Annotated in this window: 27 protein-coding genes; 16 read left to right on the plus strand and 11 right to left on the minus strand. The window is 66.0% G+C overall.

All coding sequences use genetic code 11. From position 1 onward, the window contains the following. Window positions 1–147: 147 nt before the first annotated feature. Both E2K76_RS15785 and E2K76_RS15790 read right to left on the minus strand, forming a co-directional pair. The gene (locus tag E2K76_RS15785; RefSeq protein ID WP_136685415.1) at window positions 148–1,686 is read right to left on the minus strand and encodes a DHA2 family efflux MFS transporter permease subunit; all 1,539 of its coding nucleotides are present in this window, start codon (window positions 1,684–1,686) and stop codon (window positions 148–150) included. Window positions 1,687–1,690: 4 nt separating this feature from the next. Further along, complete coding sequence (locus E2K76_RS15790) at window positions 1,691–2,713, minus strand: HlyD family secretion protein (RefSeq protein ID WP_246032987.1); 1,023 nt, start codon at window positions 2,711–2,713, stop codon at window positions 1,691–1,693. Between the two features lie 107 nt (window positions 2,714–2,820). On the opposite strand from E2K76_RS15790, the gene E2K76_RS15795 reads away from it, so the two are divergent. Beyond that, window positions 2,821–3,465, plus strand: a complete 645-nt coding sequence (locus E2K76_RS15795; RefSeq protein ID WP_136685416.1) for a TetR/AcrR family transcriptional regulator — start codon at window positions 2,821–2,823, stop codon at window positions 3,463–3,465. Here E2K76_RS15795 and E2K76_RS15800 read toward each other — a convergent pair. Then, window positions 3,432–4,166: an SDR family oxidoreductase gene (locus tag E2K76_RS15800; protein ID WP_136685417.1), complete on the minus strand. Its 735-nt coding sequence runs from the start codon at window positions 4,164–4,166 to the stop codon at window positions 3,432–3,434. The genes E2K76_RS15795 and E2K76_RS15800 overlap by 34 nt on opposite strands. Before the next feature lie 100 nt (window positions 4,167–4,266). Here E2K76_RS15800 and E2K76_RS15805 point away from each other — a divergent pair, with 100 nt between their 5' ends. Then, the gene (locus tag E2K76_RS15805; RefSeq protein ID WP_136685418.1) at window positions 4,267–4,650 is read left to right on the plus strand and encodes a winged helix-turn-helix transcriptional regulator; all 384 of its coding nucleotides are present in this window, start codon (window positions 4,267–4,269) and stop codon (window positions 4,648–4,650) included. On the opposite strand, the gene E2K76_RS15810 is transcribed toward E2K76_RS15805, so the two are convergent. From E2K76_RS15810 to E2K76_RS15820, 3 genes are read right to left on the minus strand one after another with little or no spacing between them, the layout of a single operon-like run. After that, on the minus strand, window positions 4,632–5,342 hold the full coding sequence (locus E2K76_RS15810) for an FkbM family methyltransferase (protein WP_136685419.1): 711 nt from the start codon (window positions 5,340–5,342) through the stop codon (window positions 4,632–4,634). The two genes, E2K76_RS15805 and E2K76_RS15810, sit on opposite strands and share 19 nt — an antisense overlap. Before the next feature lie 59 nt (window positions 5,343–5,401). Next, entirely contained in the window at window positions 5,402–6,163 is a 762-nt protein-coding gene (locus E2K76_RS15815; protein ID WP_136685420.1) for a GntR family transcriptional regulator, read from the minus strand. Continuing rightward, the gene (locus E2K76_RS15820) at window positions 6,141–7,823 is read right to left on the minus strand and encodes a glycerol-3-phosphate dehydrogenase/oxidase (RefSeq protein WP_136685421.1); all 1,683 of its coding nucleotides are present in this window, start codon (window positions 7,821–7,823) and stop codon (window positions 6,141–6,143) included. The genes E2K76_RS15815 and E2K76_RS15820 overlap by 23 nt, the downstream gene beginning before the upstream one ends. A 201-nt stretch (window positions 7,824–8,024) precedes the next feature. Here E2K76_RS15820 and E2K76_RS15825 point away from each other — a divergent pair, with 201 nt between their 5' ends. From E2K76_RS15825 to E2K76_RS15875, 11 genes are all read left to right on the plus strand, one after another. Next, entirely contained in the window at window positions 8,025–9,578 is a 1,554-nt protein-coding gene (locus tag E2K76_RS15825; protein WP_136685422.1) for an FGGY-family carbohydrate kinase, read from the plus strand. Further along, window positions 9,575–10,639, plus strand: a complete 1,065-nt coding sequence (locus E2K76_RS15830; RefSeq protein ID WP_136685423.1) for an ABC transporter ATP-binding protein — start codon at window positions 9,575–9,577, stop codon at window positions 10,637–10,639. The genes E2K76_RS15825 and E2K76_RS15830 overlap by 4 nt, the downstream gene beginning before the upstream one ends. Next, a complete protein-coding gene (locus tag E2K76_RS15835; RefSeq protein WP_136685424.1) occupies window positions 10,632–11,723 on the plus strand; it encodes an ABC transporter ATP-binding protein in 1,092 nt (363 codons plus the stop codon). Before E2K76_RS15830 ends, E2K76_RS15835 begins: the two co-directional genes overlap by 8 nt. Further along, a complete protein-coding gene (locus E2K76_RS15840; protein ID WP_136685425.1) occupies window positions 11,710–12,576 on the plus strand; it encodes a carbohydrate ABC transporter permease in 867 nt (288 codons plus the stop codon). Before E2K76_RS15835 ends, E2K76_RS15840 begins: the two co-directional genes overlap by 14 nt. A 131-nt stretch (window positions 12,577–12,707) precedes the next feature. Further along, window positions 12,708–13,433, plus strand: coding sequence for a carbohydrate ABC transporter permease (locus tag E2K76_RS15845; protein ID WP_394343937.1), 726 nt, complete (start codon window positions 12,708–12,710; stop codon window positions 13,431–13,433). Then, window positions 13,433–13,717: a DUF2160 domain-containing protein gene (locus tag E2K76_RS15850; RefSeq protein WP_246032988.1), complete on the plus strand. Its 285-nt coding sequence runs from the start codon at window positions 13,433–13,435 to the stop codon at window positions 13,715–13,717. Before E2K76_RS15845 ends, E2K76_RS15850 begins: the two co-directional genes overlap by 1 nt. Before the next feature lie 99 nt (window positions 13,718–13,816). Further along, entirely contained in the window at window positions 13,817–15,556 is a 1,740-nt protein-coding gene (locus E2K76_RS15855; RefSeq protein WP_136685427.1) for an ABC transporter substrate-binding protein, read from the plus strand. Window positions 15,557–15,598: 42 nt separating this feature from the next. Beyond that, complete coding sequence (locus E2K76_RS15860) at window positions 15,599–17,377, plus strand: thiamine pyrophosphate-binding protein (RefSeq protein WP_246032989.1); 1,779 nt, start codon at window positions 15,599–15,601, stop codon at window positions 17,375–17,377. 68 nt (window positions 17,378–17,445) lie between these two features. After that, window positions 17,446–18,336, plus strand: a complete 891-nt coding sequence (locus tag E2K76_RS15865; protein ID WP_136685428.1) for an MBL fold metallo-hydrolase — start codon at window positions 17,446–17,448, stop codon at window positions 18,334–18,336. Between the two features lie 2 nt (window positions 18,337–18,338). Continuing rightward, the gene (locus tag E2K76_RS15870; RefSeq protein WP_136685429.1) at window positions 18,339–18,791 is read left to right on the plus strand and encodes an Lrp/AsnC family transcriptional regulator; all 453 of its coding nucleotides are present in this window, start codon (window positions 18,339–18,341) and stop codon (window positions 18,789–18,791) included. A gap of 118 nt (window positions 18,792–18,909) precedes the next feature. Then, window positions 18,910–20,352 carry an aminotransferase class V-fold PLP-dependent enzyme gene (locus E2K76_RS15875; protein ID WP_136685430.1) on the plus strand — a complete coding sequence of 481 codons (1,443 nt, stop codon included), beginning with the start codon at window positions 18,910–18,912 and terminating at the stop codon, window positions 20,350–20,352. Here E2K76_RS15875 and E2K76_RS15880 read toward each other — a convergent pair. Next, window positions 20,330–20,905 carry a nucleotidyltransferase family protein gene (locus E2K76_RS15880; protein ID WP_136685431.1) on the minus strand — a complete coding sequence of 192 codons (576 nt, stop codon included), beginning with the start codon at window positions 20,903–20,905 and terminating at the stop codon, window positions 20,330–20,332. The genes E2K76_RS15875 and E2K76_RS15880 overlap by 23 nt on opposite strands. 86 nt (window positions 20,906–20,991) lie before the next feature. Here E2K76_RS15880 and E2K76_RS15885 point away from each other — a divergent pair, with 86 nt between their 5' ends. Genes E2K76_RS15885 through E2K76_RS15895 form a run of 3 tightly spaced genes read left to right on the plus strand, consistent with a single transcriptional unit; the run spans window position 20,992 to window position 24,634 of the window. After that, the gene (locus E2K76_RS15885) at window positions 20,992–21,489 is read left to right on the plus strand and encodes a 2Fe-2S iron-sulfur cluster-binding protein (protein WP_136685432.1); all 498 of its coding nucleotides are present in this window, start codon (window positions 20,992–20,994) and stop codon (window positions 21,487–21,489) included. Beyond that, a complete protein-coding gene (locus E2K76_RS15890; protein WP_136685433.1) occupies window positions 21,486–22,460 on the plus strand; it encodes an FAD binding domain-containing protein in 975 nt (324 codons plus the stop codon). The genes E2K76_RS15885 and E2K76_RS15890 overlap by 4 nt, the downstream gene beginning before the upstream one ends. Beyond that, window positions 22,457–24,634 (plus strand): xanthine dehydrogenase family protein molybdopterin-binding subunit, encoded by a 2,178-nt coding sequence (locus tag E2K76_RS15895; protein ID WP_136685434.1) that lies wholly within the window; start codon window positions 22,457–22,459, stop codon window positions 24,632–24,634. Before E2K76_RS15890 ends, E2K76_RS15895 begins: the two co-directional genes overlap by 4 nt. Here E2K76_RS15895 and queE read toward each other — a convergent pair. Genes queE through E2K76_RS15915 form a run of 4 tightly spaced genes read right to left on the minus strand, consistent with a single transcriptional unit; the run spans window position 24,631 to window position 26,902 of the window. Further along, on the minus strand, window positions 24,631–25,329 hold the full coding sequence (queE, locus tag E2K76_RS15900; RefSeq protein WP_136685435.1) for a 7-carboxy-7-deazaguanine synthase QueE: 699 nt from the start codon (window positions 25,327–25,329) through the stop codon (window positions 24,631–24,633). The two genes, E2K76_RS15895 and queE, sit on opposite strands and share 4 nt — an antisense overlap. Then, a complete protein-coding gene (locus E2K76_RS15905; RefSeq protein WP_136685436.1) occupies window positions 25,326–25,676 on the minus strand; it encodes a 6-pyruvoyl trahydropterin synthase family protein in 351 nt (116 codons plus the stop codon). The genes queE and E2K76_RS15905 overlap by 4 nt, the downstream gene beginning before the upstream one ends. Next, window positions 25,669–26,361 (minus strand): 7-cyano-7-deazaguanine synthase QueC, encoded by a 693-nt coding sequence (gene queC, locus E2K76_RS15910; RefSeq protein ID WP_136685437.1) that lies wholly within the window; start codon window positions 26,359–26,361, stop codon window positions 25,669–25,671. Before queC ends, E2K76_RS15905 begins: the two co-directional genes overlap by 8 nt. A gap of 52 nt (window positions 26,362–26,413) precedes the next feature. Further along, a complete protein-coding gene (locus E2K76_RS15915) occupies window positions 26,414–26,902 on the minus strand; it encodes an SRPBCC family protein (RefSeq protein ID WP_136685438.1) in 489 nt (162 codons plus the stop codon). Window positions 26,903–26,920: the final 18 nt, after the last annotated feature.

The raw sequence follows: 26,920 nt of genomic DNA on the forward strand, positions 1-26,920 counted from the left end.
GTGTTTCAGACCTTCTCGCCTTATTCGCGATCGGGTTCGGTGTTCAAGCGGCGCGTCACTCTGGCGGCCATTTCACCCAGAAGGGCAGGGTGCGTCAATATGTCATCGCGCGTCTGCGCGAGGACTGCAACGATCCTCCGCGCAGCGTCAATGGGCGTCGGCGGGCGGTGCGGATTTCGGTTTCTTCATCAGCAGCGCGGTCAGGGCAAGGCCTCCGAACAGGCAGGAAATCAGCACGAACACGTCGATGAAGGACATGACCGCCGCCTGACCGCGCAATCGCAGGGCCATCTGTGCCAGCGCGGCGGTCGGGCCGTCCAGCCCTGCCGCCGAAAGGTTCTGCGCCATCAGGTCCAGTTGGCGGAGCGCCTCGTCCCGCGTCCAGCTGACCCTTTCGGCAAGGCGGGCATAGTGCAGGTCCTGCCGGTCGGACAGAACGGTGTTGATGATCGCCAGCCCCATCGCCCCGCCAAGGTTCCGCATCAGGTTGTAGAGGCCCGACGCCCCCTTCATCTTGGCGGGCGGCAAGGTGCCAAGGGCAAGGTTGTTGATCGGCACCATGCACAGCATCAGGGACATGCCCCGCAGGATCTGCGGCACCAGCAGTTCGGAAAAATCCCAATCGGCGGTCAGCCCGGTCAGCATCCATGTCGAGGTGGCAAAGCCCATGAAACCGATCAGCAGCATCACCCGCAGATCCATCCGTCCCGACAGAAAACCCGCGAGCGGGGCGGTGCAGAACATCGCAAGGCCCGACACGAACACCGTCTCGCCGATCATCAGGCTGTCATAGCCCCGGATCTGCGCCAGATAGAGCGGATAAAGGTATGTCAGCCCGTAAAGCCCGATGCCCATGACGAAGCTGAACACCGACCCGATAGAGAAGTTGGCGTTCAGGAACGCGGTCAGATCCACGATCGGCTCGTCCCGGGTCAGGGCGCGCCAGAAGGTGACGATGCCGCCCGCGACCATCACGGCACACATCCACGCAACGAGCTGATCCTGAAACCAGTCGTTCGACGGGCCTTCCTCGAACACGAATTCCATGCCGCCAAGAAACGCCGCAAGCGCCAGAAGCCCCCACCAGTCGAAACGGCGGAACAGTTTCCAGTCGGGCTTGTCGAAGTCGATCAGCATCCATGCGCCGATGGCGACGCCGATGCCGGGGATGACGTTCACCAAAAACAGCCAGTGCCACGAGAAGGCGTGGCTGAGATACCCGCCCACCGTGGGGCCGACCGTGGGGGCCAGCGTCGCGACAAGCCCGATCATGGGCGAGACGACCGCCCGTTTCGACGGCGGAAAGATCGTGAAAGCGGCGGCGAAGACCGAAGGGATCATCCCACCGCCAAGGAACCCTTGCAGCGCCCGCCACAGGATCATCTGTTCGATATTGGTGGCGGTGGCGCACAGAAGGCTGGCGGCCGTGAACCCGGCGGCGGAGGCGGCGAACAGGAACCGCGTGGACATGACCCGCGCAAGGAAGCCCGACAGCGGGATCATGATGACCTCGGCGATCAGATAGGAAGTCTGGACCCAGCTGATCTCGTCCGGGCTGGCACCGAGGCCCGCCTGAATGTCGGGCAGCGATGCCGATACGATCTGGATGTCGAGGATGGCCATGAACATCCCGAACACCATGATCAGGAAGGCGAAGACGCGGCGGGGCGTCAGCTCGGCTTCCATGGCGTCAGCCCCGGCTGTCGACGGAGACGATGGCGGACAGGCCCGCGCGCAGATGGCCCGTCTGCGCAACCTCGGGCGGGATGGCGATGCGGACGGGCACGCGCTGGACGATCTTGGTGAAGTTGCCGGTCGCGTTTTCGGCGGGCAGCAGCGAAAAGACGGCCCCGGTAGCAGGTGCGGCAGAGGCGACGGTGCCTTCGAATTCGCGGTCCGGGATGGCGTCGAACGTGATGTGGACACGCGCGCCGGGGGCGATCTCCGGCATCTGCGTTTCCTTGAAGTTCGCCTCGATATAAAGCCCGGCATCGGGCACCAGCGCGGCAAGACGGCCGCCGGGGCTGACCAGATCGCCCGGCTCCAGCGTCATGTTGGCGACGATGCCATCGGCAGGGGCGCGCAGGACAGTCAGGTCCAGATCGCGCTGCGCCTGTTTCACCGCCAGTTCCAATTCGTGGCGCGAACCTTCGGTTTCCGCGCGCTGGGCATGCAGCACGCCAAGCTGCGCCTCGGCACTGGCGACGGCGGCGCGGGCCTTGGCGACATTGGCGGTCGCGGTGTCGAGGCTTTCGGTCGCGGTATCCAGCTGGCTTTGCGCCGCGACCCGGCTGGCGGCAAGGCTGCGGACACGGTCGGCGTTCGACCGGGCGGCGCGCAGGGTCGCTTCGGCGGCGTCGCGATCGGCTTCGGCGCTGGCGATGGCGGCCTGTCCGGCGGCGATCTGCGCGTCGATCCGGGCCAGCGTCTGACCCGCGGTGTCGAACCGGCTTTGCGCCGTGTCCAGCGCGATGCGGTAATCACCGTCGTCCAGCCGCACTAGCAGATCGCCCGCTTTCACATGGTCGTTCGTGCGGGCCGGAACCTCGGCGGCATAGCCCTGCACGCGGCTGCTGATCATGGTGATGTCGGCTTGCACATAGGCGTCGTCGGTCTTCACCATGAAACGGCCGATGCGCCAATACTGCGTCCCTTCGTATGCGGCGGCGCCGAGGATGACGATGGCGAGGGCGGCGAGGACGATCTTTTTCACGGCGGGAATCCTTTGGATCGAACCGATCGGTTCGGTGCGACAAATAGTCCCTTGCCCGGCGAAGAACAAGACTTCATCGAACCCATCGGTTCGATTATCTGGGTGGTATGGAAAAGAAACGGCACAAGGCTGGGCAGGACCCGGCGAAACGCGACCAGATACTAGACGGTGCGATGCGCGTCTTCATGGAGCGTGGGTTCGACGCCGCCAGCATGAACGACATCTGCCGCGCGGCGGGCGTGTCGAAAGGCACGGTCTATGTCTATTTTGCGGGCAAGGAGGATCTGTTCGAAGCGCTGATCGAGCAGGAACGCGACCGTCTGTTCCTTGGAATCGAAGCGATCCTGGAGGCCGAAGGCCCGACTGCGGAGAAGCTGGCGCGGTATGGACGGCGGATTGCCGAGATCATCTGCTCCGATCAGGTGATCCGCGCGCAGCGCATCATCATCGCGACGACCGAACGGATGCCCGAGCTTGGCGCGCGGTTCTATGACAGCGGGGCCGAGCGGGCGCATGGCGCGGTCCGGAGGTTTCTGGAGCGCGAGGTGACGGCAGGGCGGATGCGGGTGCCGGATGTGGCGCTGGCCGCGCATCAGTTCGCCGAGCTTTGCACCGCAGGGCTGTGGCGCAAGCGGCTGTTCGGCAAGGCGCGGACGGTGCCGCGCCCTGCCGAGATCGACGCCTGCGTGGATGGCGCGGTGGCGATGTTTCTGAACAGTTATGGGTTCAGCGCCGCGAAGGCCGCGTCGTAACGCCCCTCCGCCTCGGCCTGCGACAGGAAGCCAAGCCGCTCGACCCCGACCAGCGGCGGGATGGGGTCTTGCGACAGGATCTGTATCACCTCGTCGATGAATTCTGCCAGCGGCATTGCATTCGGATCGGTTGCGTGGCCCGGCATCAGATCGGTCTGGACGGCGGGGGGCGCGATCTCCAGCACCTCGACCGAGGTGTCGCGAAGCTGGTGCCGCAGAGATTGGGACCACGAATGGATCGCCGCCTTGGTCGCGGAATAGGTCGGCGTCCGGGTCAGCGGCACGAAGGCCAGACCCGAGGATACGGTCAGAAGCGTCGCGGCGGGCTGTGCCAGCAGATGCGGCATCAGCGCGGCGGTCAGGCGGATCGGGCCCAGCAGGTTCGTTGCGACCGTATCTTCGGCGGTTTGCAGGAAGTCGGCGGCGACATCCTCTGCCAGCATGATGCCGGCATTGTGCAGCACGACGTTCAACGCGGGATGTTCTGTCGTGATCCGCGCGGCAAAGTCCCGGATCGCGGCGGCATCGGTCATGTCCAGCGCGTGGGCAATCATCCCCTGCGCCGCCATCTGGTCCAGAAGCGGCTGGCGGCGGCCCGTCACGATGACTGTATTGCCATCCGCGTGAAAGCGTTCCGCCAGCGCCCGCCCGATGCCCGAGGTGCCGCCCGTCAGCAGGATCGTGTTTCCAGAGGTCTTCATGGGCTGTTCCTTTTCCGTTGGGTCTCGCACATATTGACGATGTGCTTTCTTCGGGAAAGAAGGCACCAGAAAGATTTATACGCACCGTTTGGAGAGTGTCATGGACTCACCCCTGTTGTCGGAGATCGATCCGCGAGTGAACCGTCTGGTCAGCGAACTGATCGGGCGGGTGGCCGACAAATGGACGATGCTCATCCTTGAGACGTTGACCGAACAGGGCGAGATGCGCTTTTCCGCCATCGGTCGCGCGGTCGAGGGGATCAGCCAGAAGATGCTGACCCAGACCCTGCGCCAGATGGAACGCGACGGCTTGATGGTGCGGACGGTGCATCCCGTCATTCCGCCTCGCGTGGATTATCGGCTGACCGATCTGGGCGGGACGCTGGCCGAGGCGTTCTGTGGCGTCTGGCTTTGGGCCGAAACCAATCTTGAGCGGATCGAAGCGGCGCGAGAGGCATTCGACGGTCAGACAAGCCGGGCATAGATGTCGCCCTGTCGCCGAAGCCCGGACAAAAGGCTCGGCGCGTCCATCCAGGGGCCGGCTAAACCATGCCCTTCGCCTTGGACGAAGTTGAAGCAATAGTCGCCGTTGCGCATCAGCTCGGCCAGCGCGGCGCGGGCCCGGTCCGGCGTCTCGGGCAGGTATTCCAGCGAAAGCGTGGGGATCGGGTGGCTCAGCCCGGCAAGAATGTCGACCTCGGCCCCCTCGACGTCGATCTTGCAAAAGGCGGGGATGCCGTGTTCGGCGATCAATCTGTCCAGAGTGGTCACATCTACCTCGATCCGCTGATCCCACCGGACATGGCGAAAGCCGTCGGTCTGCGCCACATCGTCGATCCAGCCGGCGCTTACGCTCGACACCGTCGGATGGCGGCGCGAGATATGCAGGGTCGTGCGCCCTTCGGCCCGCCCCGCCGCCTTTTCCACCAACGCCACCTGCGGCAGGAGTCGCGCAATGACGGCGGCGCAATGGGGCTGCGGCTCCAGCGCGACCACCCGCGCGCCCAGCCGCGACAAAAGGCGGCTGCGGCTGCCGACATGGGCACCGATGTCGAAGGCAAGATCGCCGGGCCGCACGAATTGCGACAGGAACCGCCGCTGCGCCGCCGCCCGGAACGGGTTGCCGTGATAGATGGCCAGCGACCGCAGAAGCCCAAGCCCGGTTGCAATGCCCATTCCCGCTCCTTGCATCAGGGATGCAGGACAATCTGATGCGGCATGGCTGCGGGGCCAGCCTAGCTAATGCGGAAGTGCAGCCGCGACTGGTCTGAACGAAAATAGGCCATGTATCGTTCGATCGGCTGGTCCGCCGCATCCCGCGACAGGGATTCGATCCCAAGGATCGGGGTTCCCTCCGGCACGCGCAGCAAGGCCGCGATCTCGCCCTTGGCCGAGGTCGCTTCGATCCAGCGTTCGGATTCGCGGATCTGAAGGTTGAAATGCTGGCCGAGCGTTTCGTAAAGCGATTTGTTGTGCATGTGAAGCTCTTCGAACCCCGGCACGTCGGTGGCGCGAAGCTGGGTGTGGACGACCATGCGCGGCAATCCGTTCACCAGAAGCAGCCGGTCGAATTCCACCACCCGATCCTCGGGGGCAAGGCGCAGCAGTTCCGCCTCGCGTTCCGACGGGGCGCGCAGGCGCTGCGACAGAACGATGCGCATCACCGCATCGTCGCGGCCCAGAAAGTCCCGGCTGAACGAAATGTTGCTGCCGACGAAATCCTGCGTCTCGCGCAGGTCGGCGACGAACGATCCCTTGCCTTGGGCCTTGTAGACGCGCCCGTCCATCACAAGCTGGTTCAGCGCCTCGCGCACCACGGTGCGGGACACGCCGAAGGTGGTGCAAAGCTCCGCCTCTGACGGCAGGCGGCTGTGCGGGGCCATCCCGCCATCCGCGATGCGCCGGATCAGCGCGTCGCGCAGTTGCGACCAGAGGGGCGGTCCTTCGCGGACGAGGGTCTGTTCCCCCTGATCCTCATCCTGCGCGTCGGTCTTCATCGTCCCTCAATTCCTGCGGCGCGACCGCGACGTGGTGGCGCCGATGCAGCAGCGACAGCGTGCGCGCCACCTCGTCCGCCTCGCGTTCCTCAGACCAGTCCAGCGCCATGGCGGCCAGCCGGGCGAAAGCCTTGACGGCATCGGCACTTGCAAGCCCTTCGAAGGCAAGGAGTGTACGGCGCAGCACCAGATCGTCAAGGCGCATGACCCGTTCGTTCCGGCACAGCCACAGGATCTCCTGCTCGGCGTACCCCGGGGCTTCGGGGATCGGTCGGGGTGGTCCGTCGAAGCTTTCCAGCATCGCCTGCGCCGTCGTGCCATAGCGGTGCAGAAGGTGCTGCGGGATGTTGCCGGATGGCGGGAAGTCCTTGCCGCCGCCGATCCGCAGACCAAGCGTGCCGCTTTGGCGGGCGATGCCGATGCGGGCCAATACCTGATCCGCGATCTGCGCGGCGCAGGCGCGATAGGTCGTCCATTTGCCACCGATCAGCGCGATGACGGCGAAGGGGCGGTCGCCCTCGGCCTCGAACGTGCGCAGGCTGTGGTCGCGGCTGATCGCGCCCGTGACGCCGTCCGGGCTGTAGGGCAGGGGGCGCACGCCGGCGAAGGTGAAGACGATGTCCTCGCGCCTCGGCGCCGCGCCGGGCAGCACTTCCTCCAGCACGCGGAACAGATAGTCGATCTCGCCCTCGTCGCAGGTGGCGGCGTCGGGGATGTCGCAGCGCAGGTCTGTCGTGCCGAGGATGACCTTGCCGCCATCCAGCCGATAGGCGAGGCAGGCGCGGAAATCCGACGTCTCGAAATACAGCATCGCATCGCCCAGCTGGGCGGCCAGGTCGGGACGGTCCAGCACCAGATGCGATCCCTTGGTGCCGCCCGTCAGCCGCTGGTCGATGCCGATGCTGCGATGGGCGGGGTCGATCCATGCCCCGGCGCAGTTCACCACCAACGACGGCGCAACGCGCAGCACCTCGCCGCTCATCCGGTCGGTCAGAAGCAGATGCGCGCCGTCGCGGCCTGTCACCTCCAGATAGGTGACGGCGGCGGTGTCCGGGCAATCGGCTTCGGCATCGGCGGCAATCTCCATCACCAGCCGTTCGGGCGAGGAGATGCGGGCGTCGTAATATTCCAGCACCGCCTTGACCCGCGGGGCCAGCAGCGGAAAGCGCCGCCGCGCCTCGGTCATCGGGATCGGGCGATGGAGCGGCATCGTGCGCTGGACCTTGCCGAAGCGGTCGAACACCCACAGGCCCAGCCGAACCGCCAGCGCCCCCTTGGCCCCCGGCGTGCGTTTCAGGTGCAAAAAGCGCAGCAGCGCGGCGAAGGCGCCACCGGTATGGCTCAGCACCGGAATCCAGACCGGGATGGGGCGAACCTGATGCGGCGCGTTCAGAAGAAGGTGGTTTCGCTCCTCGACCGATTCGCGCACCAGGGCGAATTCGCCGGTCTCCAGATAGCGCAGCCCGCCATGTATCAGGCGCGAGGGTGCCGAACTTGTGCCAGAAGCGAAATCCGCGCGTTCGGCCAAAAGCGCGGGCACACCCTGTGCCGCCAGATCCCGCAGAACGCCTACGCCGTTGATTCCACCGCCGATGATCAGGACGCGGCCATCCATGCGGCCCTCGCGGATGGCGGCGATCAGTTCGCTTCGCTGTCTCATCCCGTTCCCCCTCTGGTTTTGCGGCAGGCTACGCCCATGAACATATAATTACAACTACTGTATTGTAGTGATGACTACTACATGAGCTGCGCCTGAGAAAGCTGTTGACAGCCCGATACCTTTGCGGGTTCATCTTCATGTCATTACAGGTCGGAGCAACCGCTTGGGAGGGCGGTCCGACCTGCAAGGGAGGAGAATACGATGGCCAAGTTGCTTATCGGCGTGGATGCCGGCGGCACAATGGTGAAGGTTGCCGCCTTCGACGCCGCCGGGCGCGAGATCGGATGCGAACACCAGCCCAACCCCATGTCATTCCCAGAACCCGGCTGGACCGAACGCGACCCGGACCGGCTTTGGGCCATCGCGGCACAGGCGATCCGCACCATGCTGGACCGCACCGGGATCAATCCGGCCGATGTGGCGGCGGTGACCGCCTCGGGCTATGGCGCAGGTGCTTTCCTTCTGGGCGGCGATGGCCGTCCCGCGCGGCCCGCGCTCGGCTCCACCGACAGCCGCGCGCTGCCGCTGATCGCGGAATGGCAGCGGACGGGTGTGGCCGAGGAATTGTCACTGGCCGTCAGCCAGGGCGTCTGGCCGGGGCAGACCTCGGTCCTGCTGGCATGGTTCCAGCAGCACGAGCCAGAGGTGCTGGCCCGCACCGCGCATGTGATGAACTGCAAGGATTACCTGACCTGGAAGCTGAGCGGCGAGATATCGACCGACCTGACCGATGCGGGCTGCGCGGGGCTGATGGATCTGGAACGCGGGACCTATGCCAGCGACGCGCTGCGAGCGGCGGGTCTGGGCGCGTGGCTGCCCAAGCTGTCACCCATCGGCCCGGCGGGCGAGGTGGTGGGCCACCTGACCGCCGAGGCTGCGCGGCTGACGGGGCTGCGACGGGGAACGCCGGTGGCGCGCGGCGTCTATGACGTGGTCGGCTGCTCGCTCGCCTCGGGGATGACGCGCAGTGACCAGCTTGGCATTGTGGCGGGGACGTTCAGCATCAATTCGACGCTGCATCCCGCGCCCTGCCTCGACCCGATACCGACGCTGCAATGCCCCTATCCCGGTGCGCCGGGGCATTACCTTTCGACCATCGCGACGCCGACCTCGGCTTCGAACCTTGAATGGTTGTGCCGGACGATGCTCGCGGCCGAGGCGGACAGGGCGCAGGCGGCGGGGCGGTCGATCTATGAGGTGTGCAGCGAACTGGTCGCGGCGGGCGAGGGACGCGAGAGCGATGCGATGTTCCTGCCATATCTGTTCGGCGGGCCGGAAGGGGCGCCCGGTGCGTTGTTCGGGCTGACGGCGGGATCGAACCTTGGCGACGTGCTGCGCGCGGTGTTCGAGGGGATCGTCTTCGCCCATCGCGCCGATATCGACACCCTGCTGGGCGGGCGGGATTCGGCGCATCCGCGCACGGCGTTGCTGGCGGGCGGACCGTCGAAAAGCGATGTTTGGTCGCAGATGTTCTGCGACGCGGTCGGCCTGCCTTTGACCGTGGCCGAAGGGTCGGAGTTCGGGGCCAAGGGCGCGGCGATCTGCGGCGCGGTGGCGGCGGGCATGGCCGATGACATTCCGGCGGCGGTCGCGGCGATGACGCGCCCCTGCCGCGCCTATCATCCGAAAGCCGAACGCACCCCCCGGCTTGAACGGCAATATGGCCGATACCTGCGCATGTCGCGCGAATTGTCGGCGGCATGGATGCCCGCGAGCGAGGCGACGCCGTCCTGTTTTGCGGGAGCGCAGGCATGATCCGGCTGGAGAACCTTGGCCGCAGCGTCGATGGCGCGATGCATCTGGAGGGGATCGAGCTGACCCTGTCGCCGGGCATCAACGTGCTGCTGGGCCGGACTCATGCGGGCAAGACCTCGCTTCTGCGGGTTCTGGCGGGGCTGGATCGGCCCACGACCGGGGCGCTGACGCAGGACGGGCAGGATCTGACGCAACTGCCGCTGTCCAAGCGCAGCGTGGCCTTCGTCTATCAGCAGTTCGTCAATTATCCGGCGTTTTCGGTGCGCGACAACATCGCCGCCCCGTTGCGCCGCAAGGGGCTGGCGCGGGACGAGATCGCACGCCGCGTGGCCGACGTCGCCCGGCGCGTGCGGATCGAGCCGCTGCTGGACCGTCTTCCGGCGCAGCTTTCGGGCGGGCAGCAGCAGCGGCTGGCCATCGCCCGCGCGCTGGCCAAAGATGCCGCGCTGATGCTGTTCGACGAGCCGCTGGTGAACCTCGACTACAAGCTGCGCGAAGGGCTGCGCGAGGAATTGCGCGGGCTGTTCCATGACGGGCAGACGGTCGTCTATGCCACGACCGAACCCGAGGAGGCGCTGCAGATGGGCGGCACCACCATCGTCCTGCATGAAGGCCGTGTGCTCCAGACCGGCCCCGCGCACGAGGTCTACCGCAATCCCGCCTCGGTGACGGTGGCCGAGATTTTCTCCGAGCCGCCGATGAACGTTGTCGCGGGCCATGTCGAACAGGGACGGCTGCACTTGGGCGATCTGTCCATGCCGCTGCCGGATCATGCGCCTGCGGGGCTTGCCGGCTGCCGCGTCGGGCTGCAACCCCACCGGATCACCCGCACCCCCGGCCCCATCCGGCTGGAGGGCGAGACGCTGCTGGCCGAGGTGGACGGATCATCCACCTTCGCCCATTTCCGCGCGGGCGGGCAGCCGTGGATCGCGCGGCTGGACGGGGTGCATGGCCTGCCGATCGGTGCGCCCTTCACCGGTTTCGCCGATCCGGCGGACCTTTATTTCTTTGCCGAGGATGGCACGCTTCTGGCCCCTGCACAGGGGGCGCGGCATGGCTGAGATCACCATTTCCGGCCTGCGCCATTCCTATGACGGCGATCTGTCGGACCCATCCAGGCTGGCACTGAAGGGGATCGACCACGTCTGGCGGGACGGAGGCGCCTATGCGCTGCTTGGCCCCTCGGGCTGCGGCAAGTCGTCGATGCTGAACATCATATCGGGGCTGATCCGGCCCACGGCGGGGCGCATCCTGTTCGACGGGCGCGACGTGACCGACCTGCGCCCCGAGGAGCGCAACATTGCCCAGGTGTTCCAGTTTCCCGTGCTGTATGACACGATGACGGTGCAGGAAAACCTTGCCTTTCCGCTGCGCAACCGAAAGGTCGCGCCTGCCGCCATCACCCGCCGCGTGGCGGAAGTGGCCGAGATGCTGGACCTTGGCCCGCTGCTCAAACGTCGCGCCTCGCGGCTTGGCGCGGCGGAAAAGCAGAAAATCTCGCTTGGCCGGGGGCTGGTGCGCGAGGACGTCGCCGCGATCCTGTTCGACGAGCCGCTGACGGTGATCGACCCGCAGGTGAAGTTCGACCTGCGCCGCAAGCTGAAACTGGTGCACGAGACGCTGAAGCTGACCTTGGTCTATGTCACGCATGACCAGTCCGAGGCGCTGACCTTCGCCGATCAGGTGGTGGTCATGTCCGATGGCGAGGTCGTGCAGGCCGGAACGCCGGAGGAGCTGTATGAGCGACCGGCCCATGCTTTCGTCGGGCGTTTCATCGGATCGCCCGGCATGAACTTCCTGCCCTGCCGCATCGAGGAGGGCGAGATCCGTTTCGACGGGGGCCGCCTTTCCGCGCCGGGGCTGCGGCGGCTGGCAGGGCAGGAGGGCCTGAGCCTTGGCCTGCGTCCGCAGGCATTGCAGCCCGCCGATGCCGCAACCGGGGTGGAGGGCGAGATGGTCGGGTTGGAGGATCGCGGCCATTACCGCATCGCCGATGTGGCCTTGGGCGGTGCGCGGCTGAAGATGCGGCTGGCCGAAGGGGTGCCCGCGCCGCAGGGGCGTTTTCCGGTGGCGTTCCGCCCCGGCTCGACGCTGGTTTTCGCGGGCGACCGCCTTGTGGGGGATCTGGCCGATGCACAAGCTTGACGACAACCGCGCATGGCTTCTGGTGGTGCCGGTCTTTGCACTGGTCGCCTTCAACGCGGTGATCCCGCTGATGACGGTGGTGAATTATTCGCTTCAGGACATCTTCGGGCCGGGGCAGCGGGTGTTCATCGGCGTCGAATGGTTCCGCGAGGTGCTGCGCGATCCGACGATCCAGGCCTCGTTCCTGCGGCAGGTCGCGTTTTCGGCGCTGGTGCTGGCGATCCAGATCCCGCTGGGCATCGCCATCGCGCTTCTGCTGCCTCGGGTGGGCTGGAAATCGTCGCTGGCGATCATCCTGATCGCGATTCCGCTTCTGGTGCCGTTCAACGTCGTCGGCACGATTTGGCAGGTCTATGCCCGCCCCGACATCGGGCTTCTGGGACGTGGCATCAACGCGATCGGGATCGACTACAACTATACCTCCAGTGCGGTTTCGGCGTGGATCACGCTGCTTTTGATGGACACGTGGCACTGGACGCCGCTGGTGATCCTGCTGGCCTTTGCGGGCCTGTGCTCGATCCCCGAACCCTATTATCAGGCCGCTCGCATCGACGGCGCGTCGCGCTGGGCCGTGTTCCGGCATATCGAACTGCCAAAGCTGCGCGGCGTTCTGACCATCGCGATCCTGCTGCGGTTCATGGACAGCTTCATGATCTATACCGAGCCGTTCGTCGTCACCGGCGGTGGGCCGGGGTCCAGCACGACATTCCTTTCCGTGCGGCTGGTGAACATGGCGGTGGGGCAGTTCGACCTTGGCCCGGCGGCGGCGTTCTCGCTGATCTACTTCCTTGCGATCCTGCTGTTTTCCTATGTCTTCTACACGATCCTCAAGATGAACGAGGGGGAGCCATGACCGTGATCGAGACCCGTCTGGCCACGGACGCTCCGGCCCGCGCCGCCTTTCCGACGCGCCGCCTCGTCGCCGCCTGCGTACTGGGCGCTTATCTGATCTTTCAGGCGCTGCCGGTTTACTGGATCGTGCGGATGTCGCTGATGACGCCGGGCAACGTCATGGGCCGGTCCGACTTCCTGCCGGTGGAGCCGACCTTCGACAACTATCGCACGATCTTCACCGATCCGACGTGGTATATGAGCTTTCTGAACCAGCTTGCCTATGTCTGCCTGAACACCGCGATCTCGCTCGCGGTGGCGCTGCCTGCGGCCTATGCCTTCTCGCGTTATCGCTTTCTGGGCGACAAGCACGTGTTCTTCTGGCTGTTCAGCAACCGCATGGCCCCGCCCGCGGTGTTCCTGCTGCCGTTCTTTCAGCTGTATTCGGCGGTCGGGCTGTTCGACACGCCCTGGGCCGTGGCGCTGGCGCATACGCTGTTCGTCGTGCCGCTGGCGGTGTGGATCTTGGAGGGCTTCATGTCCGGCATCCCGCGCGAGATCGACGAGACGGCGCTGATCGACGGCTATTCCTTGCCGCGGTTCTTCGTGACGATCTTCATGCCGCTGATCGCATCGGGGATCGGGGTGACGGCGTTCTTCTGCTTCATGTTCTCGTGGATCGAGCTGCTGCTGGCGCGCACGCTCACCTCGGTCGATGCGCGGCCGCTGGTGGCGACGATGACGCGGACGGCATCCTCGTCCGGGATGGATTGGGGGCTGCTGGCGGCGGCGGGGGTGCTGACGATCCTGCCGGGCGTCGCGGTAATCTGGTTCGTGCGCAACTATATCGCAAAGGGCTTTGCCCTGGGACGGGTGTGATGATCGATCTGGAATGGATGGCCTGGACGACGCCGACCGCGATCTTCTTTGCCGTGATCGCGGCGATGCTGGTGGTGATGACCGCGTTGCAGATCCTTTGGCCGACGGTGGAACGCAAAGGGCTGCTGCCGATGCCGACGACGCGGGGGGACCGGCTGTTCCTGTCGCTGCTGATGGCCGCGTTCCTGCATCTGGGCTTCGTCTGGGCCACGGATATCGAGACGTTCTGGCTGCCGCTGGCTTTGTCGGTGGCCCTTGGTGCGCTGATCCTGCGGTTCGGCTGACGCGACCCATCGCGGTGGATTTTCCCGGCCCCCCCAAGGGACCGGGCAAGGAAAGGTCATGCCTTGGGAGGGGCTGGCCATCAACGGGAGGAGAAGAAGATGAGACCGACCAAGCTCGCCCTTCTTGCGGCAAGCGCCAGCCTGTTCGCCTTCATGGCCCATGCGCAGGACGCTGCCGCCATCGACAAATGGGTGGACAGCGAATTCCAGCCATCCACCCTGACCCGCGATCAGCAGGTCGAGGAGATGACGTGGTTCCAGAACGCCGCGAAGCCTTTCGCGGGCATGACCATCAACGTGGTGTCCGAGGCGATCCCGACCCACAGCTATGAATCCCAGACCTTGACCAAGGCGTTTCAGGAAATCACCGGCATCACCGTCACCCATGATCTGCTGCAGGAAGGCGACGTGATCGAGAAGCTGCAGACCCAGCTTCAATCCGGGCAGAACGTCTATGACGCCTATGTCAACGACAGCGACCTGATCGGCACGCATTACCGCTATGGCTGGACGGTGGATCTGACCGGATACATGGCGGGCGAGGGGGCGGATGTGACTTCGCCCACGCTGGATATCGACGATTTCATGGGCAAGTCCTTCACCACCGCACCGGACGGCAAGCTTTATATGCTGCCCGATCAGCAATTCGCGAACCTGTATTGGTTCCGGCACGATCTGTTCAGCCGCGAGGACCTGAAGGCGGCGTTCAAGGAACGCTATGGCTATGACCTTGGCGTGCCGGTGAACTGGTCGGCCTATGAGGATATCTCGGACTTCTTCACCAACCATGCGGGCGAGATCGACGGCCAGAAGGTCTGGGGCCACATGGATTACGGCAAGAAGGATGCCTCGCTGGGCTGGCGATACACGGATGCGTGGTTTTCGATGGCCGGGTCGGGCGACCGGGGGCTGCCGAACGGGTTGCCGGTCGATGAATGGGGCATCCGGGTCGAAAACTGCCATCCGACCGGATCGTCTGTGGACCGGGGCGGCGATATCAACGGGCCGGCGGCGGTCTATGCCTTGGACACCTCGATCCGCTGGCTGAAGGATTACGCCCCGCCCGAGGCGCAGGGCATGACCTTCTATGAATACAGCCCCGTGACGGCCAGCGGCGTGATCGCGCAGCAGGCCTTCTGGTATACCGCATTCGTGGCCGACTTCGCCAAGGAAGGTGTGCCGGTCGTGAACGAGGACGGGTCGCCCAAATGGCGCGTCGCTCCGTCCCCCCACGGTGCCTATTGGCATGACGGGATGAAGCTGGGCTATCAGGATGCCGGTTCGTGGCTGCTGCTTCAGAACACTCCCGAGGATCGGCGCAAGGCGGCGTGGCTCTATGCGCAGTTCGTCACCTCCAAGACCGTGGACGTGAAGAAATCCCATGTCGGGCTGACCTTCATCCGCGACAGCACCGTGCGGCATGAAAGCTTCACCGAACGCGCGCCGCAGTTGGGCGGGCTGATCGAGTTCTACCGCTCGCCCGCCCGCGTGGCATGGACGCCGACGGGGGTGAACGTGCCGGATTATCCGAAACTGTCGCAACTGTGGTGGTCCAACATTTCGACCGCGATTTCGGGGGAAACCACGGTGCAGCAGGCGCTGGACAACCTTGCCGAAGCGCAGGACCGCGTGATGGAGCGGCTGGAGCGGGCCGATGTGCAGAAGGTCTGCGGGCCGAAGATGAACCCCAAGACCTCGGCCGAGGAATGGTATGCCCGCGCCGAAGCCGACGGCAACCTCGCCCCCCAACGCAAGCTGGAGAACGAGAAGCCGCAGGGCGAGACGGTCGTTTACGAGGATCTGCTGGCCGCATGGGCGGCGGGCAAAGTGAAACCCTGACCAAGAAGGGCCGGGGACGCGCCCGGCCCGATTTCCAAGGAGATGACGATGCCTCACATGGGCGATCTGGTGGCCGAGATGCTGGCGCAATCGGGAGTGGACGCGGTGTTCGGTATGCCGGGGGGGCAGACGACGGCCCTGCATGACGGTATCTCGCGCCGGTCGAACCGCATCCGGCATGTGCTGATGCGGGATGAAAGGAACGCCGCCTATGCTGCCGACGCCTATGCGCGGCTGACGGGCAAGCCAGGCGTCTGCGACGTGACCGTGGGGCCGGGGGCGAACCTGCTGCCCGCCGGATTTCTGGAGGCGATGAACGCGTCGATCCCGATGATCGGCATCGTGGGCGAGGTGCCGCTGGACTGGCTGCAACTGCGCGACAAGGGCATCGCCAGCCAGGGGTTCGACCAGCTTTCCTTCTTCAAGACCTGCACCAAGGAGTCGTGGCTGGTGCCGTCGGTGACTGCCCTGCCGGATATCCTGCGGACGGCGTTCCGGGTGGCGACCTCGCCCCGCCCCGGCCCTGTCGCGGTCATCATCCCGCATGACATCTTCGACGCGGATTGGGACGGGATCAGTCCCCCGCCTTTGGTCGATGACCGCACGGTGCGGATGCCCTATCTGCGTTCGACCGCGCCTGCGGACGGCATTGCACAGGCGGCGGCGTTGATCCGGCGGGCGAAGCGGCCCGCTCTGGTCTGCGGCGGCGGCGTTCACGGATCGGACGCGGCGCAGGTGGTCACGGATTTCGCGGACCGGCTTGGCGGGCTGGTCGTCACCTCGCTGTCGGGCAAGGGGTCAGTGCCGGAAACCCGCGACTATGCCGCCGGGGTGCTGAATCCGCTGGGGTCATGGGCCGCGATCGAGCTGGTGCAGGAGGCGGACCTGATCATCTGGTGCGGGTCCAAGGTCAGCCAGAACACCGGCATGAACTGGACCTTGCCGAAACCGGATCAGGCGAGCATCACCATCGACTGCGACCCGCTGGAACATGGCCGCACCTTCCGCCCGACCGTCCCGCTTCTGGGCGATGTGCGCGAGATCGTCCTGGCGTTGCACAAGGCGCTTGGGCCCCAGCCGGAACGCCCGGACTGGGCCGCCCGCATCGCCGAGGTGAAGGCGACGGGCGAGCGGCAGAAGGCCGAGGAGGTCGCGTCCGAAAGCGTGCCGATCCAGCCTCCGCGCGTCATGGCGGAACTGGCACGCCGCTTGGGCGAGGATGATATCGTGGTGTCCGACGCTTCCTTCTCGGCCGGATGGATCGCGGGATATATCCCTGCGAAGGTGCCGGGGCGGCAGTTTTTGTTCGCGCGCGGGCAAGGGGGATTGGGATATTCCGTGCCCGGTGCCATCGGCGCGGCAGAAACGCGGCCCGGCACGCGGATCGTGACCGTGGCGGGGGACGGCGCATTCTCCTACACCGTGGGGGAATTGGCCACTCAGGCGCAGTTCCGTCAGCGCGTCGTGAACGTGGTGCTGAACAACGGGCGGCTTGGCTGGATTCAGCTGTGGCAAGAGATTTTCTTCAAGAACGTGCAATCGGCCATGCTGGAAACCGACACGACCCGCCCCGGTTTCGCTGCCGCCGCCGAGGCGCTTGGCCTGAAGGGCTTCACCGTCGATACGCCCGACCAGATCGGCCCCGCGCTGGATGCCGCCTTCGCCCATGACGGCCCATCCGTGGTCGAGGTGCGGATCGACGACCGCGCGACCCCGATCCATTCCTTCAAACGCCGGATGCGCGAAGGGGCCGACAAGCCGCGCCCGCGTCCCGGCACCGTCTACAAGCTGCGGGAATGGAAGGTTTCTCCGGACATATGACGTCGGTTGAACCGGCTGCCCGTGCCATGCTACGCCGCTTTTGCCGATGGATCGACAGGAGAAGCGGGATGTTGACGAAGCTGAGCGCGTCGCGGGGGGCGGGATCGCCCGAAGTGGTGGGCTTCCACGACCCCGCGACGGGGTCGTGCCAGTATCTGGCCATCGATCCGGCCACGAGGGCGGCGGCGCTGATCGACATCGTGCTGGATTTCGACACCGCCTCCTGCCGCACGACGACCGCATCGGCGGAATGGGCGCTGCGGCTGGTGCAAGAGCATGATGTGGACCTCAAGCTGATCCTCGACACGCATCCCCATGCAGACCATCTTTCGGCGGGGTCATGGCTGCGCGAACGGACGGGCGCGCCACTGTGGTCGGGCGCCAAGCTGCGACAAATCGCCGATCTGTGGGAAGGGTTCTACAACCTGCCCGGCGCCTTCGATCCGGCCGCCGATTTCGACCGGCTGCTGGAGGATGGCGAGACCTTCGCGCTGGGCGATCTGGAGGTGCGGGTCATGCTGTCGCCGGGCCATACGCTGGGGTCGATCAGCTTCGTCATGGGGGACGCCGCCTTCGTGCACGACACGTTCATGCAGCCGGATGCGGGCACGTCGCGCGCCGATTTTCCGGGCGGTTCGGCTTCGGATCTTTACGACAGCCTGACGGCGATCCTTGCGCTGCCCGACGAAACGCGGCTGTTCATCGGCCATGATTACGGCACCAAGGACCGCGCGGAACCGGCATGGGAAAGCACCGTCGCACAGCAGCGGGCCGGGAACCTGCACCTTGGCGGCGGCACCCCGCGCGAGGATTTCATCGCCCGGCGCGAGGCGCGCGATGCCACGCTGAAACTGCCCGCGCGCATGCTGCATGCGTTGCAGTTCAATCTGCGTGGCGGTCGGCTGGAACCCGATGCGGACGGCAAAAGCTATTTCAAATTGCCTGCGAACCTGTTCTGACCATGCTGGACCGGATCGACGCCCGCATCCTGATGGAATTGCAGCGCGACGCGGCCCAGACGCAGCGCGACCTGGCCGAAAAGGTCGGCCTGTCGCAGAACGCCTGCTGGCGGCGCATCCGCAATCTTCAGGAACGTGGCATCCTGATTGGTCAGACCGTGCGGATCGACCGAGAGGCATTGAACCACGGCCTTGTCGTGTTCGCGATGATCCGCACGCGCAAGCACTCCGCCGACTGGCTGAAGCTGTTCCGCGCGCATGTGCTTTCGATCCCGGACATAACCGAGTTCCACCGGATCGGCGGCGATTACGATTACATGCTGAAGATCGTGACGACCGACATGAAAAGCTATGACCGCATCTATCAAAGGCTGATCGAGAAGCTGGAGCTGGATGCCGTGACCTCCTACTTTTCGATGGAAACGATCGCCGAGAACCGCCCGATAGAGTTTTGATCGCAAAATCTCACCATTCCCCTATCAAAGACACGTAAATTGCCCGCCCACGGGTCAAAGATGGGAAAATTTGCCACTCGGCGCAGGCTATGATCGCCTGAACCAGCAGGAGGCAATGATGAGCGCGATTTCGGATTTCAGAACGGGGCTGGAACGCCGCGACATCCTAGATCATCTGCGTGCCGGGCTGATCGGCGAAGGTCTCCGGTTCGAGACGCCTTTCGGGCCGCGCCAGTTGCTTTATGCCGACTACGTCGCGTCCGGCCGTGCGTTGCGGCAGGTGGAGGGGTTCGTGGCCGAGCAGGTGCTGCCCTTCTATGCCAACAGCCACACCGAAGCGTCCTTTTGCGGCATGACCATGACCCGGATGCGCGAGGAGGCACGCGCCACCATCGCGCGGCTTGCGGGTGCGGGAACCGATTGCCATACCGTCTTTACCGGGTCGGGCGCGACCGCAGGGATCAACCGCATCGTCGGCCTTCTGCGGCTGGCCGAGAATGTGCGGGAGGGGCGCAAGGTCGTCGTGCTCTGCGGCCCATACGAGCATCACTCGAACATCCTGCCCTGGCGCGAGACGGGGGCCGAGGTGGTGGAGATTGCCGAAGCGCCCTCGGGCGGGGTCGATCTGGAAGATCTGGACCGCTCGCTGGCATGCGCGAAGGGGGCAGATACGATTGTCGGCACGTTCTCTGCCGCGTCCAACGTCACCGGCATCCTGAGCGACGCGGATACCGTCACGCGGCGGCTGAAGGCAGCGGGGGCGCTTGCGGTCTGGGACTATGCGGGCGGCGCACCCTATATCGAGATCGATATGGGCCGGGGCGATGCGGCCAAGGATGCAGTGGTCTTTTCGGCGCACAAGTTTCCGGGCGGGCCGGGCGCGTCGGGCGTCATGATCGTGCGCGACAGCATCGTGCGGCGTGACACGCCGACCCTGCCGGGGGGCGGGTCGGTCGCGTTCGTGTCGCCGCAGGGTCACCGATATAGCAGCCGCATCACGGCGCGCGAGGAGGCCGGAACGCCCAATGTCGTCGGCGACATCCGCGCGGCGCTGGTGATGCTGGTCAAGGATGCCGTCGGCGCGCCGGCGATCATGGCGCGCGAGGCTGCGCTGCGGGATCGCGCGCTGGCAGCTTGGTCCGGCGTGCCGGGCTTGCGGCTTCTGGGGCAGAAGCCGCAGATGGAGGCGCTGCCGATCTTTTCGTTCCAGGTGCAGGATGGGAAAGGCGGGCTGGTCCATCAGCAGTTGTTCACCCGGATGCTCAGCGATGTTCACGGCGTGCAGGCGCGGGGCGGTTGCGCTTGTGCCGGCCCCTATGCGCACCGGCTGATGGGGATCGATGCCGCGCAATCCGCGACGCTGGCAGCGCGGATCGCGGCGGGCGAGGAGTTGGCGAAACCCGGCTGGGTGCGGCTGAACTTCAGCTATCTTCACAGCGACGCGCAGGCGGATGCGATCATCGCCGCTGTGACCGATCTGGCGGCGCGGGCTCCGGCGCTTGCGGCGCAATATGACGCCGACCCGGCAACCGCGCGGTTCAGGGCACTCGTTCCAGCCTGACCGATCCATCGCCCGCAAGTCGGTGCGTCTGCGCCAGACGCAGCAGGTCTTCGCGGGTGTCGATGTCCAGCAAAAGGCCGGGGGCGGGGATGCGGCATTCGGGGGGCAATCCGGCAAGCAGCCCGCGTGCGCCCTCGTCGCCCCGCGCCGCCTCCAGCTGCGAAAAAAGCGCGGCGTCGAAACAGGCCGGGGGCATCGGGCGGCCGTCGATTGCCGCCGCCGCGCCGCCTGCCGGGCAGGCTACGACGATGCTGTCGATCAGCCCCGCCGTCACGAGCGGCATGTCCGCCAGCACGATCACCGCCCGTGCCGCGCTCGCCTGACGTGCGGCGCGGATACCGGCGCGAAGGCTTTCGGATTGCGCGCCCTGCGCATGGACATGATCGAACCCGTCCATCGCGCGCCCGACGCAGAACCGCCGCCCTACCTGCGCCATGCGCAAGGCCGATGCCGCGTATTCCGCCAGCGGATGTCCGAAAAGCGGCGCCGACAGCTTGTCCGCGCCGAACCGTTTCCCGTGCCCCGCCGCCAGAAGTATCCCCGCCGTCAGCATCGCTTGTCCGCCTTTCGCTGGAACGCCTCAGCCATCTTGCACGTTCACCCCGCAGCAAGCCCAACGCAAGCCATCGCGGAGTTCCCATGCAAACCGAGCTTTTCATCAACGGGCGTGTCCACCGGCTGGACGCCGATGCGCGCGTGACGCTTCTGGACGCGTTGCGGCATCATCTGGGGCTGACAGGCACCAAGAAGGGGTGCGATCACGGCCAATGCGGCGCCTGCACCGTGCTGGTGGACGGGCGGCGGGTGAACGCTTGCCTGACGCTGGCCTGCATGTGCGACGGGGCCGAGATCACCACGATCGAAGGGCTGGGCGAGCCGGGCGCATTGTCGCCGCTGCAATCGGCCTTCATCGCGCATGACGGGTTCCAATGCGGATATTGCACCCCTGGCCAGATCTGTTCCGCCACCGCCATGATGGACGAGATCGCGGCGGGCTGGCCCTCGCACGCGACCGAGGACCTGAACGCCCCCGTGCGCCCCAGCCCCGAGGAGATCCGCGAGCGCATGTCCGGCAACCTGTGCCGCTGCGCCTGCTATCCCAACATCGTCGATGCGATCATGGAGGTTCAGGGATGAGGGAGTTCCAGTATTCCCGCGCCACCTCGGTCGCCGATGCGGTGGCCAGCGGCGCGACCTTCATCGCGGGCGGCACGAACCTTCTGGACCTGATGAAGCACGAGATCGCGGTGCCGGGGCGTGTGGTCGATATCTCGCGCCTCGATCTGGACCGGATCGAGCCGGAGGGCGAGGGGCTGCGGATCGGGGCGCTGGTGCGCAACAGCGATCTGGCTGCCGATCACCGCGTGCGCCAAAGCTATCCCGTATTGTCGCGAGCGCTTCTGGCAGGGGCCAGCGGGCAGCTTCGCAACATGGCGACCACGGGCGGCAACCTGCTGCAACGCACGCGCTGCCCGTATTTCTATGACACCGCGATGCCCTGCAACAAACGCGAGCCGGGGGCGGGCTGCTCTGCCATCGGCGGGGTGAACAGGATGAACGCCGTTCTTGGGGTCAGCGACCAGTGCATCGCCGCGCATCCGAGCGACATGGCGGTGGCAATGATGGCGCTGGACGCGGTGGTCGAAGTCGAGGGCGCGAGCGGCACCCGCCGTATTCCGATCACCGAATTCTATCGCCTGCCGGGCGACACGCCGCATATGGAGACGGCGCTGGACCGAGGCGATCTGATCACCGCGGTCCTGCTGCCCGCGCCCAAAGGGGGCGAGCATCGGTATCGCAAGGTGCGCGACCGTGCCTCATATGCCTTCGCGCTGGTCTCGGTCGCGGCGGTGGTGCGTATGGAGGGCGGGGTGATCGCCGATGCCGCGCTGGCCTTCGGCGGTCTTGCCCCGATGCCATGGCGCGTTTCAGCCGCCGAAGACGCGCTGCAAGGTCAGCCCCCATCGCCTGCGCTTTTCGACCGCGCGGCCGATCTGGTCCTCTCGGGCGCACAGCCGCAAGAGGACAACGCCTTCAAGCTGCCGATGGCACGGCGCGTGCTGGCCGCCACACTTGCCGATGCCTGCCGGATGGAGGACCCGCAATGACCCGTCACCGCAAGATCGACCACCCGGACAATGACAACCGCCTCGACAGCATGGCGCAGGGCGTTCTGGGCAAGCCGGTGGATCGGCTGGAGGGGCCGCTGAAGGTTTCGGGCCTTGCGACCTATGCGTCCGAGGCGCGGCCTTCTGGGATGGCGCATGGCGTCCTCGTGCGCGCGACGATCACCAAGGGGCGCGTTGTGGGTATCGACCGTCAGGCAGCGCTGGCTCTGCCGGGGGTGATGACCGTCATCACCGATCCGCGCATGGTGCGATACCCGGCGCAGGGCATGGCGGGAAAGGGGCCGAAGGCGGGGCCGGATGTCGTGGATTACCACGGCCAGCCCATCGCGCTGGTGGTCGCCGAAGGGTTCGAGCAGGCGCGCCACGCCGCAAAGGCGCTGCGGATCACCTATGAGGAAGAACCTGCCCCCACCGATCCCGATACGGTCACCCCCGAGGTGCCTGATGCGAAACAGAAGGCGCAGGGCGATCTGGATGCGGCGATCCGCGATGCCGCGTTCAGCGTCGACTGCACCTATACCACGCCGACGCTGATGGCGGTGGCGATGGAACCCCACGCCGCGATTGCCGAATGGGACGGGGACCGCGTGACGGTCCGCGCCGCGCTTCAGATGCTGGCCAGCGACCGCAAGCAGTTGGCCGACGCGCTTGGGGTCGGGCCGGAGCAGGTGCGGCTTCTGGCGCCCTATGTCGGCGGCGGGTTCGGATCGAAGCTTGGCATCGCGCCCGAGGCCGTGGCAGCGGCAATCGCGGCCAAGGAGTTGGGAGTGCCGGTATCCGTCGCGCTGACCCGGATGCAGGAATTCGACATCACCCATCGCCGGTCCGAAAGCCGCCAGCGCGTGCTTCTGGCGGCGGGCGCCGATGGGGTTCTGACCGGGATCGGGCATGAGGCGCTGGTGTCGAACCTGCCGGACAGCCCGTTTTCGGAACCCGTCACGCAGGCAACGCCCTTCACCTATCAGGCAGCGCATCGGCGGATCGCGCATCGGATCGCGCGGGTGCATCGGTCCTGTGCCGGATCGGTCCGCGCACCGGGCGAGGCGATCGGCGTCACGGTATTCGAGGCGGCGCTGGACGAGCTGGCCGAAGCCGCCGGGATCGACCCGGTGGAGTTGCGCCTGCGGAACATCCCCGACCGCGAACCGGGAACGGGCCGCCCCTATTCGGTGAACCGCCTTGGCGATTGCCTTCGCGAAGGGGCGCATCGGTTCGGATGGAACCAGCGCCGGGCGCCGAAGGAACGGCTCGAGGGCGAATGGTTCATCGGCATGGGCATGGCCGCCGCGGTTCGCGTCAACATGCTGATCGAAAGCCGCGCCCGCGTCACGCTGACCGAAGATGGCGCCAAGGTCGAAACCGACATGACGGACATTGGCACTGGCACCTATACCATCCTTCGCCAGATTGCCGCCGAGATGCTGGGCCTGCCCGTCGATTTGGTCGAGGTGCATCTGGGCGATACCGACTTCCCCCCCGCTGCGGGGTCGGGCGGATCGTTCGGCGCGGCATCCTCGGGCACCTCGGTCTATCTGGCCTGCGAGGATATTCGCGCCCGGATCGCCGAACGCATGGGCTGCACCGACGCGGAATTGCGGCTGCAGGACGGGCGCGCCAGTTTCCGCAACGACACGCGCGAACTGCGCGAACTGCTGGCGGGCGAGGTGCTGGTGGCCGAAGGTCATGTGGAGCCGGGCGATGCCGAGAAACAGGCGCGGCAGGCCACCTGGGGCGCGCATTTCGCCGAGGTCGCCGTCAGCCGCCATACCGGCGAGGTGCGGGTGCGGCGGATGCTGGGCGTTTTCGCCTGCGGGCGCATCCTGAACGAAAAGACCGCGCGGTCGCAATGCCTTGGCGGCATGACCTTCGGCATCGGTATGGCCCTGACCGAGGGAGTGGAGCATGACCCTCGCACCGGGCATATCGTGAACCGCGACCTTGCCGGCTATCACCTTCCCAGCCATGCCGACGTGCCGGAGCAGGACGTGGTGTTCCTGCCCGACCGCGACGGCTTCGCCGGACCCATGCAGGCCAAGGGCATCGGCGAGCTTGGCATCTGCGGCGCGGGCGGGGCGGTTCTGAACGCGATCTACAACGCCTGCGGGGTGCGGGTGCGCGATCTGCCCGCGACCCCGGACAAGGTGATGCCCTAGACCCCGCGCCTGTTGCCCCAGATCAGCACGTGAAGCTGGGGCAGAATGCGCGGGACGAGCCAGCCCGCGCCGACGGTCCGGTCCACCAGCCACAGCATCCTGTCGGCCAGACGTTGCGGATCGACCGGCAGGGACGGATCGGTCTCCGGGTTCCCCGGCTGAAGGTAGAGCGGGAGCTGCGGATGACGGGCCGCGGCCTCGCGCGCCCAGGCAAGATCGACCTCGTCGAAGATCACGATCTTCATCACGGCGTTCCGGGCCGCTGCGACGCAGGCATCGAAGGCGTCCCAGTCCACCCTCTGCCCGCTGGAGGGGGGCTTCGGCGACAGGACCAGCAGCGACAGATCCGCGAACCAGTCGCGCGGGATCGACCCTTGGGTCTCGCAGGCGAAGGTGAAGCCCGCAGCATGGCCCAGCGCGATGATCGGTGCGAAATCCTGAATCGCCGGATTTCCGCCCGAGATCGAAACCGTCAGTGGCTCGCCGCCCGACAGGCGCGACACCTCGGCCATGATCGCGTCTGGCGTCATGACGGCCCATTCATGACGGTGGGCGCTGTCCACCGCATGCAGGCTGTCGCACCAGCTGCACCTGTAATCGCAGCCGCCCGCGCGGATGAAAACGGTGGGCTGGCCGATCAGCGCGCCTTCGCCCTGAATGGTGGGGCCGAAGATTTCCGCGATGCGCAGGGTCATGGCCGATACTCCGCCCATGTCTTCGGCGTCTCCGACACCCGAACCGCCGAGGTTTCCGGCCAGCGCGCGCGGCGCCAGTCGTGGAAATGCCGTGCCAGGCTTTCGGCAGTCGGCAGGGCGATATGGTCGTTCAGGTGGCGGTGGTCGAATTCGGTGTCGATGTAATGTTTCAACTCCGCAAGCTCGTGATAGTCGCGCACGAAGCCGTCGGCGTTGAGATCCGCTGCCGCCAGTTCCACGATGACGATGTAGTTATGCCCATGCAGACGCGCGCATTGGTGGTCGGATGGCAGGTGATCCAGCCGATGCGAGGCGGAGAAATGGAATTCCTTGGTGATCCTATACATTTGCCACGGCCTCGCGCCAGAAGGTCGGATCGGCATAGGGGGTGGGGTCGGCGACGCCTGCAAGATCGAAAGCCTCCTGCCGTTCGACGCAGGTGCCGCAGCGACCGCAATGCGCCGCATCGCCTTTGTAGCAGGACCACGTTTCCGCGAACGGCGTGCCCGCGCGCGCGCCCTGACGCACGATATCCGCCTTGGTCAGGTGCACGAAGGGAACATGCAGCGCGATATCGGCGTATCCGTCCAGCGCGGCGTTCTGCATCATCTGGAAGGCATCAGTGAAGGCGGGGCGGCAATCGGGATAGATGAAGTGATCGCCGCCATGCACCGCTGCCGCAACCGTATCATCGCCATTGGCCGCCGCGATGCCGAAGGCGATGGTCAGCATGATCGCGTTGCGGTTGGGCACGACGGTGACGCGCATCGTTTCTTCTGCGTAATGGCCGTCGGGCACGTCCACGGCATCGGTCAGGGCCGATCCGTGCAAGGCCGCGCCCAGGGGGATCAGATCGACCATGTGATGCGGAACGCCAAGCCGCGTTGCCGTGCGGGCGGCGAAATCCACTTCCTTGCGGTGGCGCTGGCCGTAATCGAAGGTGACGAGCCGTGCCAGCTTGCCGTCTTGCGCAAGGATATGGGCAAGCGAAACGGAATCGAGTCCGCCGGAGCAGACGAGTGTAGTCTTCATTCTGGAACCCTTGTTTTGATGACCGGGTAGGCTGCGACCGGTATGGCGCTTCCTATCCGGCCCCGCGCTTGGGTGCAACCAGGCGCTTGGCATAGGCCTCCAACTGATTGACCACGGTGCCCCAACCCTCGTGGAAGCCCATATCCTCGTGCGTTTTCCGCGCTTCGGCAGATCGGTGGCGGGCGATGGCGGTATATTCCGTGCCCCCGTCTGGCGTATCGCCCAGCAGCAGGATCGCGGTCATGAACGGGTCGGGCTTCGGCTTCCACCCTTCGGTATAGGTGTCGGTGAAGACCAGCCTGCGCCCCTCATCGATGTCGAGGAAGACGCCTTCGTTCCGCATCTCGGCCCCTTCGACCAGAAAGGTCGTGTTGAACCTGCCGCCAACCCGCAGGTCGATCTCGCATTCCGTGACGGAGTGTGGGCGGGGGACGAAGAAATGCGGGATATGTTCGGGCCTGGTCCAGCAGTCCCAGACAATCGTCCGTGGCACGTCCAAGGTTCTTGAAAGCTTGAGGTCGGTCTTCGGATCGAGGTCCATGCGATATCCTCCCTGACG

This window comes from Falsirhodobacter xinxiangensis, from assembly GCF_004959935.1.
Lineage (GTDB): Bacteria > Pseudomonadota > Alphaproteobacteria > Rhodobacterales > Rhodobacteraceae > Falsirhodobacter > Falsirhodobacter xinxiangensis.